The organism is Microbacterium sp. (assembly GCF_051953575.1).
GTDB lineage: Bacteria > Actinomycetota > Actinomycetes > Actinomycetales > Microbacteriaceae > Microbacterium.
Genome location: NZ_JBQCIP010000177.1, coordinates 1 through 7,038 on the forward strand (window position 1 = coordinate 1; position 7,038 = coordinate 7,038).

The 7,038-nt window shown below is 71.6% G+C and carries 6 protein-coding genes; all 6 read left to right on the forward strand.

Features of this window, described 5'->3' with window-relative positions; translation table 11 throughout:
• Positions 1 to 919 (forward strand): arginine--tRNA ligase domain-containing protein (gene argS, locus ACTHNQ_RS10855; RefSeq protein ID WP_440333381.1); only part of this gene is annotated, 919 nt, incomplete at its 5' end.
• 3 nt (positions 920 to 922) lie between these two features.
• Positions 923 to 1,756, forward strand: coding sequence for an LmeA family phospholipid-binding protein (locus ACTHNQ_RS10860; RefSeq protein WP_440333382.1), 834 nt, complete (start codon positions 923 to 925; stop codon positions 1,754 to 1,756).
• Positions 1,757 to 1,944: 188 nt separating this feature from the next.
• Positions 1,945 to 3,396, forward strand: coding sequence for a diaminopimelate decarboxylase (gene lysA, locus ACTHNQ_RS10865; protein ID WP_440333383.1), 1,452 nt, complete (start codon positions 1,945 to 1,947; stop codon positions 3,394 to 3,396).
• Positions 3,393 to 4,706, forward strand: coding sequence for a homoserine dehydrogenase (locus ACTHNQ_RS10870; RefSeq protein WP_440333384.1), 1,314 nt, complete (start codon positions 3,393 to 3,395; stop codon positions 4,704 to 4,706). The genes lysA and ACTHNQ_RS10870 overlap by 4 nt, the downstream gene beginning before the upstream one ends.
• 36 nt (positions 4,707 to 4,742) lie before the next feature.
• On the forward strand, positions 4,743 to 5,831 hold the full coding sequence (thrC, locus tag ACTHNQ_RS10875; protein WP_018172076.1) for a threonine synthase: 1,089 nt from the start codon (positions 4,743 to 4,745) through the stop codon (positions 5,829 to 5,831).
• On the forward strand, positions 5,828 to 6,775 hold the full coding sequence (thrB, locus tag ACTHNQ_RS10880; protein ID WP_440333385.1) for a homoserine kinase: 948 nt from the start codon (positions 5,828 to 5,830) through the stop codon (positions 6,773 to 6,775). Before thrC ends, thrB begins: the two co-directional genes overlap by 4 nt.
• Positions 6,776 to 7,038: the final 263 nt, after the last annotated feature.

Genomic DNA, 7,038 nt, shown 5'->3' on the forward strand with positions numbered 1-7,038 from the left:
CTTCGACGTGTGGTTCTCGGAGCGGGTGCTCCACGCCCCGGGCTCCGACGGCGAGCCGAGCCTCGTCGACGAGGCGGTCGACCGCCTGCGGGCCCAGGGCCACGTCTTCGACGACGAGGGCGCCGTGTGGGTGCGCACGACCGACTTCGGCGACGACAAGGACCGCGTGATCCGCCGCTCCAACGGCGAGTACACCTACTTCGCCGCGGACGCCGCGTACTACCTCAACAAGGGCGACCGCGGCTTCGCGCACAAGATCTACCTGCTCGGCGCCGATCACCACGGCTACGTGCACCGCCTGAAGGCGCTCGCGGGCGCTGCGGGGGACGACCCCGAGAAGGACATCGAGGTGCTCATCGGGCAGCTCGTGTCGGTCAACGGCGCGCGCCTGTCCAAGCGCGCCGGCAACATCATCGAGCTCGACGACCTGCGCGAGTGGCTCGGCACGGACGCGCTGCGCTACTCGCTGGCGCGGTACCCCGCCGACTCGCCGCTGACGCTCGACCCCGAGATCCTGCGCAAGCGCACCAACGACAACCCGGTGTTCTATGTGCAGTACGCGCATGCGCGCACCCACAACGTCGCCCGCAATGCGGCCGCCTCCGGCGTGGACCGTTCCGAGTTCGCGCCCGAGCTGCTCACCCACGAGACCGAGTCGGCACTGCTGGGCGCGCTGCAGGAGTTCCCCCGCATCGTGGCCTTCGCCGCCGAGGTGCGCGAACCGCACCGTGTCGCGCGGTACCTCGAGGAGCTCGCGGGCCTCTACCACCGCTGGTACGACAACTGCCGGGTGATCCCGCTCGGTGACGAGCCCATCGAGGCGGTGCACCGCACGCGTCTGTGGCTCAACGACGCCACCGGCCAGGTGCTGCGCAACGGGCTGGACCTGCTGGGCGTCGCGGCGCCGGAACGGATGTAGCACATGAGCACGGCCGACTCGCAGCCGACCCTGCCCCTGCCCGACGGCATGGTTTCCGCCGACGGCCCGAGCGAGCCGCGCCGTCACCGGGTCTGGCCGTGGATCGTGGGCTTCGCCATCGTGGCGGTGCTGGCGGTCGGGGCGTGGTTCGCAGCGGAGGCCATCGCCCGGCAGATCGTGACGGGCGTCGTGCAGGATCAGGTGCGCACGCAGCTGTCGCTGCCGGCGGACCAGCAGATCGACGTCGAGATCGCCGGCGCCGTGCTGCCGCAGCTCATCGGCGGCACCCTCGACGACCTCACCGTCTCGTCCGACGACGTTCCGCTGGGCGACACCGGGGTCACCGGCGACGTCACCGTGACCGCGCGCGGCATCCCGGTCCGTGGCGAGCCCACTCTGAGCGGCGCCACCGCGGAGGTCGCGCTCGACGAGCAGCAGCTGCAGACGCTCCTGGCGTCGATCGACGGCTTCCCCGCCGACACGGTGGGCCTCGCGGCGCCGAACGTCACGATGACTCTCGACCTGACGCTGTTCGGCGTGCAGATCCCGATCGGGGTGGCGCTGACGCCCTCGGCGGCGGACGGCGACATCGTGCTGACGCCGGCGTCGTTCCAGCTCGGCCAGTCCGAGGTGGGCGCCGACGCGCTGCGTGCGCAGTTCGGCGACCTTGCAGACACCGTGCTGCGGGACTGGAACGTGTGCATCGCGGACCGGCTGCCCGCCGGCGCGACGCTCACCGGGGTCGAGGTCGACGGCAGCCGGCTCGTGGCGGACTTCGACGTCGACGGCCGCATCGCCACCGACCCCGCACTGCAGCAGGACGGCACGTGCGCCTGAGCGCGTGCCGCCGTCGTGCGTCACACGGCGCGGGGCCGGCGAGCCGTGTGCCCTAGACTTCTAGCACTGCCTGGCGCCGGTCTCACTGCACACTCGTGACACCCGGGCCGCGGCACACGCAGGTTCTGTCTCGCCCGACCGAAAGCGTCGGACCTGCAAGCGTCGAAGCTCCCACCGATTGGTCCACAGTGTCCGCCGACCCGCATACCCGCTCCGTCGCTCCCGCATGGCTTCAGCGCCCCGCCGAGGCGAACGGGCTCGCCCCGGCCGTGTGGCCCGAGACCGCTGAACGCGGCGCCGACGGCGTGCTCGAACTGGGCGGCATCCGGACGACGACGCTGCGCGAGCGCTTCGGGACGCCGCTGTACGTGGTCGACGAGGACGAGGTGCGTCGCACGGCCCGCCGCACCCTCGAGGCGTTCCGCGCCGCAGCGGCGCTGCACGGTGCGCAGGCGCGCGTCTACTACGCCGGCAAGGCGTTCCTCACCACCGAGGTCGTGCGCTGGGTCACCGAAGAGGGACTCGCCGTCGACGTCTGCAGCGGGGGAGAGCTGGCTGTCGCCCTCGCGGCGGGCGCGGACCCGTCGCGCCTGGGTTTCCACGGCAACAACAAGTCCGTCGCCGAGCTCGAGCGCGCCGTCGAGGTGGGCATCGGCTCGATCGTCATCGACAGTCTCATCGAGATCGAGCGGCTCGCGGCCATCGTCGCGCGCCGCGGTGTGACCCAGGCCGTGCTGCTGCGCGTCAACAGCGGCGTTCACGCCGAGACCCACGACTTCCTCGCGACGGCCCACGAGGATCAGAAGTTCGGCTTCACGCTGCAGGATGCCCCCGCCGCCGTCGCCCGCATCCGCGAGCTGGCGGGGCTCGAGTTCGTCGGGCTGCACTGCCACATCGGCTCGCAGATCTTCGGCACGGCCGGGTTCGAGGAGTCCGCGTCCCGGCTCGTCGAGCTGCACGCAGAGCTGCGTGAGGGCGGCGAGCTGCCCGTCCTCAACCTCGGCGGCGGCTTCGGCATCGCCTACACCTCCGTCGACGACCCGACGCCGATCGAGGCGCTCGCCGTCGGCATCGCCGAGGCCGTGGCACGGCAGTGCGAGGTGCGCGGCATCCCGATGCCGAACCTGGCGTTCGAACCCGGACGCGCGATCGTGGGTCGCGCGGGAGTCACACTGTACGAGATCGGCACGATCAAGCCGGTCGCGCTCGACAGCGGCGACACGCGCCTGTACGTGAGCGTCGACGGCGGCATGAGCGACAACGCGCGCCCCGCGCTGTACGGCGCGGAGTTCTCGGCGCGCATCGCCTCCCGCACGAGCGACGCCGCACCGGCGCTCGCGCGCGTGGTGGGCAAGCACTGCGAATCCGGCGACATCGTGGTGGATGCCGAGTACCTGCCGGGCGACGTCGCCCCGGGCGATCTGCTCGCCGTGCCCGCGACCGGCGCCTACTGCTTCTCGCTGTCGAACAACTACAACTACGTCCCTCGTCCGCCCGTCGTGGCGCTGCGCGGGGGAGAGGCACGCGTCATCGTGCGGGGGGAGTCGATCGACGATCTGCTCTCACGCGACGCCGGCCTCGCCGTCGGAGGCGTCCTCGCGGGCGCGCCCGGCGTTTCACCGACGGAAGGGATCGAATGACCGACTACCGCCGCCTCCGTGTCGCGCTGCTGGGAGCCGGCTCCGTCGGCTCGCAGGTCGCCGCGCTGCTGCTCCAGCACGCTGACGAACTCGCCGACCGCGCCGGCGCCCGGCTGGAGCTGGCCGGCATCGCGGTCCGCGATGTCCACGCCAAGCGCGACACCGACCTGCCCCGCGACCTGTTCACCACCGACGCCGAGACGCTGATCGTCGGCGCCGACATCGTGATCGAGCTGCTGGGCGGCATCGAGCCGGCGCGCACCTACGTGCTGCAGGCCATCAACTCGGGTGCCGACATCGTCACCGGAAACAAGGCGCTCCTCGCCACGCACGGCCCCGAGATCTTCGACGCGGCCGACCAGGTGGGCGCGGAGGTGTACTACGAGGCGGCTGCCGCCGGCGCGATCCCGATCATCCGGCCGCTGCGCGACTCCCTCGCCGGCGACCGCGTGCAGCGCATCATGGCGATCGTCAACGGCACCACGAACTACATCCTCGACCGCATGGACACGGAGGGCGCCGAGTTCACCGACGTGCTCGCCGACGCGCAGCGCCTCGGGTATGCCGAAGCGGACCCCACGGCCGACGTCGAGGGCTACGACGCGGCGCAGAAGGCGGCGATCCTCGCCAGCCTGGCGTTCCACACGACCGTTCCGCTCGAGGCCGTGCACCGCGAGGGCATCACGGCGATCGACAAGTCGATGATGGATGCCGCCCGCCATGCCGGGTACGTGATCAAGCTGCTGGCCGTGTGCGAGCGCCTGGTCGAGGCATCCGGCGAGTCCATCTCGGTGCGCGTCTACCCGGCCCTCGTCGACCGCGCCCACCCGCTCGCGAGTGTCCACGGCGCCAACAACGCGGTGTTCGTGCAGGCCGAGGCCGCCGGCAACCTGATGTTCTACGGCGCCGGCGCGGGCGGGGTCCAGACCGCGTCCGCCGTGCTCGGCGACGTGGTCTCGGCGGCGCGACGCCATATCGCCGGGGGAGTGGGCGTGGGCGAGTCGACGCTCGCGAACCTGCCCATCGTCCCGATCGGGCGTGTCACGACGCGCTACCAGATCACGCTGGAGGTCGACGACCAGCCGGGCGTGCTCGCGACCGTCGCCGGCACGCTGAGCGAGGGGCGCGTGTCGATCGCCACGGTCGAGCAGACCGTCGTCTCGGCCGGCAACGGCGGCCCGGGCGTGGCGCGGCTGGTCATCGGCACGCACAAGGCGGTCGAGCAGGATCTCAGCGACACGGTGGCGCGTCTTGCCGCCAGCGGTGTCGTGGAACGCGTCGTCTCGGTGCTCCGGGTCGAAGGCGATTGAACTTTTCTGGCAAGTGAGGGTGTGAAGGAGAGCGACATGGCTCATGTTTGGCGCGGAGTCCTCCGCGAGTACGCAGATCGACTGGGTGTCACCGACACCTCGACCGTGGTCACACTCGGCGAGGGCGGCACGCCGCTGCTCCCGGCACCGGCGCTGTCGCGCCGCACCGGCACGGACGTGTGGGTCAAGTTCGAGGGCATGAACCCGACCGGATCGTTCAAGGACCGCGGCATGACGGTCGCCGTGTCGCGCGCGATCGAGCACGGCGCGAAGGCCGTCATCTGCGCCTCGACGGGCAACACCTCGGCCTCGGCCGCCGCCTACGCGGCGCACGCCGGCATCACCGCCGCCGTGCTCGTGCCCGAGGGCAAGATCGCGATGGGCAAGCTCAGCCAGGCCGTCGCTCACAACGGGCGCCTGATCCAGATCCGCGGCAACTTCGACGACTGCCTCGAGATCGCGCGCGAGCTCGCCGACAACTACCCCGTGCACCTCGTCAACTCGGTCAACCCCGACCGCATCGACGGCCAGAAGACGGCGGCGTACGAGATCGTCGAGCAGCTCGGCGACGCGCCGGACTTCCACTTCATCCCGGTCGGCAACGCGGGCAACTACACCGCCTACACGCGCGGCTACACCGAAGAGGCGCAGGCCGGCGTGTCCACGCGCGTCCCGCGCATGTTCGGCTTCCAGGCGGCCGGCTCGGCGCCGCTCGTCCGCGGCGAGGTCGTGAAGGACCCCGACACCGTCGCGAGCGCGATCCGCATCGGCAACCCGGCCTCGTGGGACCTCGCCATCGACGCCCGCGCAGCGACCGACGGCTACTTCGGCGCCATCGACGACGACCGCATCCTCGCCGCGCAGAAGCTGCTGTCGAGCGAGGTCGGCATCTTCGTCGAGCCGGCCTCGGCGATCAGCGTCGCGGGCCTGCTCGACCGTGTCGAGGCCGGCATCGTGCCGCAGGGCGCGCGCGTCGTGCTGACGGTCACCGGCCACGGCCTGAAGGACCCGCACTGGGCGCTGCGCAACGCCGACGGCTCGCAGGTGGAGCCGACCGTGGTCGACGCGACGACGTCCGAGGTGGCATCCGTCCTCGACCTCGCCCCCGCGGCGGCCTCCGCGTGAACGCAGCCGTCGTCCCCGCACCGGGACGCCGCGTCCTGGTGCGGGTTCCCGCGACGAGCGCGAACCTCGGTCCCGGCTTCGACACGCTCGGCCTCGCGCTGAGCGTGTACGACGAGCTCGACGTGACCGCACTGCCCGAGGGACAGCTCGAGATCGAGGTCGAGGGGGCGGGAGCCGCCGACGTGCCGCGCGACGCCTCGCACCTGGTGGTCCGGTCGATCGCGTACGCGTACGAATCGGTGGGACGACGGATGCCGGGACTCCGGCTCCACGCGCGCAACGTGATCCCGCACGGCCGTGGTCTCGGGTCGTCGGGGGCGGCCGTGGTCTCGGGTCTGCTGGCCGCGAAGGGGCTGCTCGAGGGCGACGTCGAGTTCGGCCCGGATGCGCTGCTGCGCCTCGCCACCGAGCTCGAGGGCCACCCCGACAACGTCGCCCCCGCGCTGTTCGGCGGCCTGACCATCGCCTGGGTGGACGAGGACGGACCGCAGCACAAGAAGCTGCTGGTGCACCGTGGCGTGTCGCCGCTGGTCTTCGTCCCCGAGTTCACGATGTCGACGGCGCTCGCCCGGAGCCTGCAGCCCACGCAGGTGCCGCGCGAGGACGCCGTCTTCAACGTCTCGCGGTCCGCGCTGCTGATCGCGGCGCTGACGCAGAGCCCGGAGCTGCTGCAGGCGGCGACCGAGGACAAGCTGCACCAGAACTACCGGGCGAGCGCCATGCCCGAGACCGACAAGCTGGTGCGTGCCCTGCGGGCCGAGGGGTTCGCGGCGGTGGTGTCGGGAGCCGGCCCGAGCGTGCTCGTGCTCGCCGACGGACCGGGCCGCCGCCTCGAGGCGGCGGAGCTCGCGACGACGGCCGCCGACACCCCGTGGGAATCGCTCATGCTCGCTGTCGACTTCAAGGGTGGTACAGTGAGGGAGTACGCGGAGGGTTCCACGTAACTCGTGAATCTGGCCTCCGTCGCAAATCTGCGAAACCACCGCACGGCATTCTTACCTGCCGACGCCCGCTGAGAACCCTCGCGGTCCCTCACCCCGTCGGCCGGGACTGAGTCCTGCCGAATGGCTGGGCAGCTGCCCCCGCAGCGCCGTGCGATCGTGCATATCCATTCGTATTTCACAAGGGAGAACTCGTGGAGTCCATCTCCGAGATCCACGCCGACGTTCCGGCCGACGAGCGCGCCGAGGCGCCCGAGGGCGCTGAG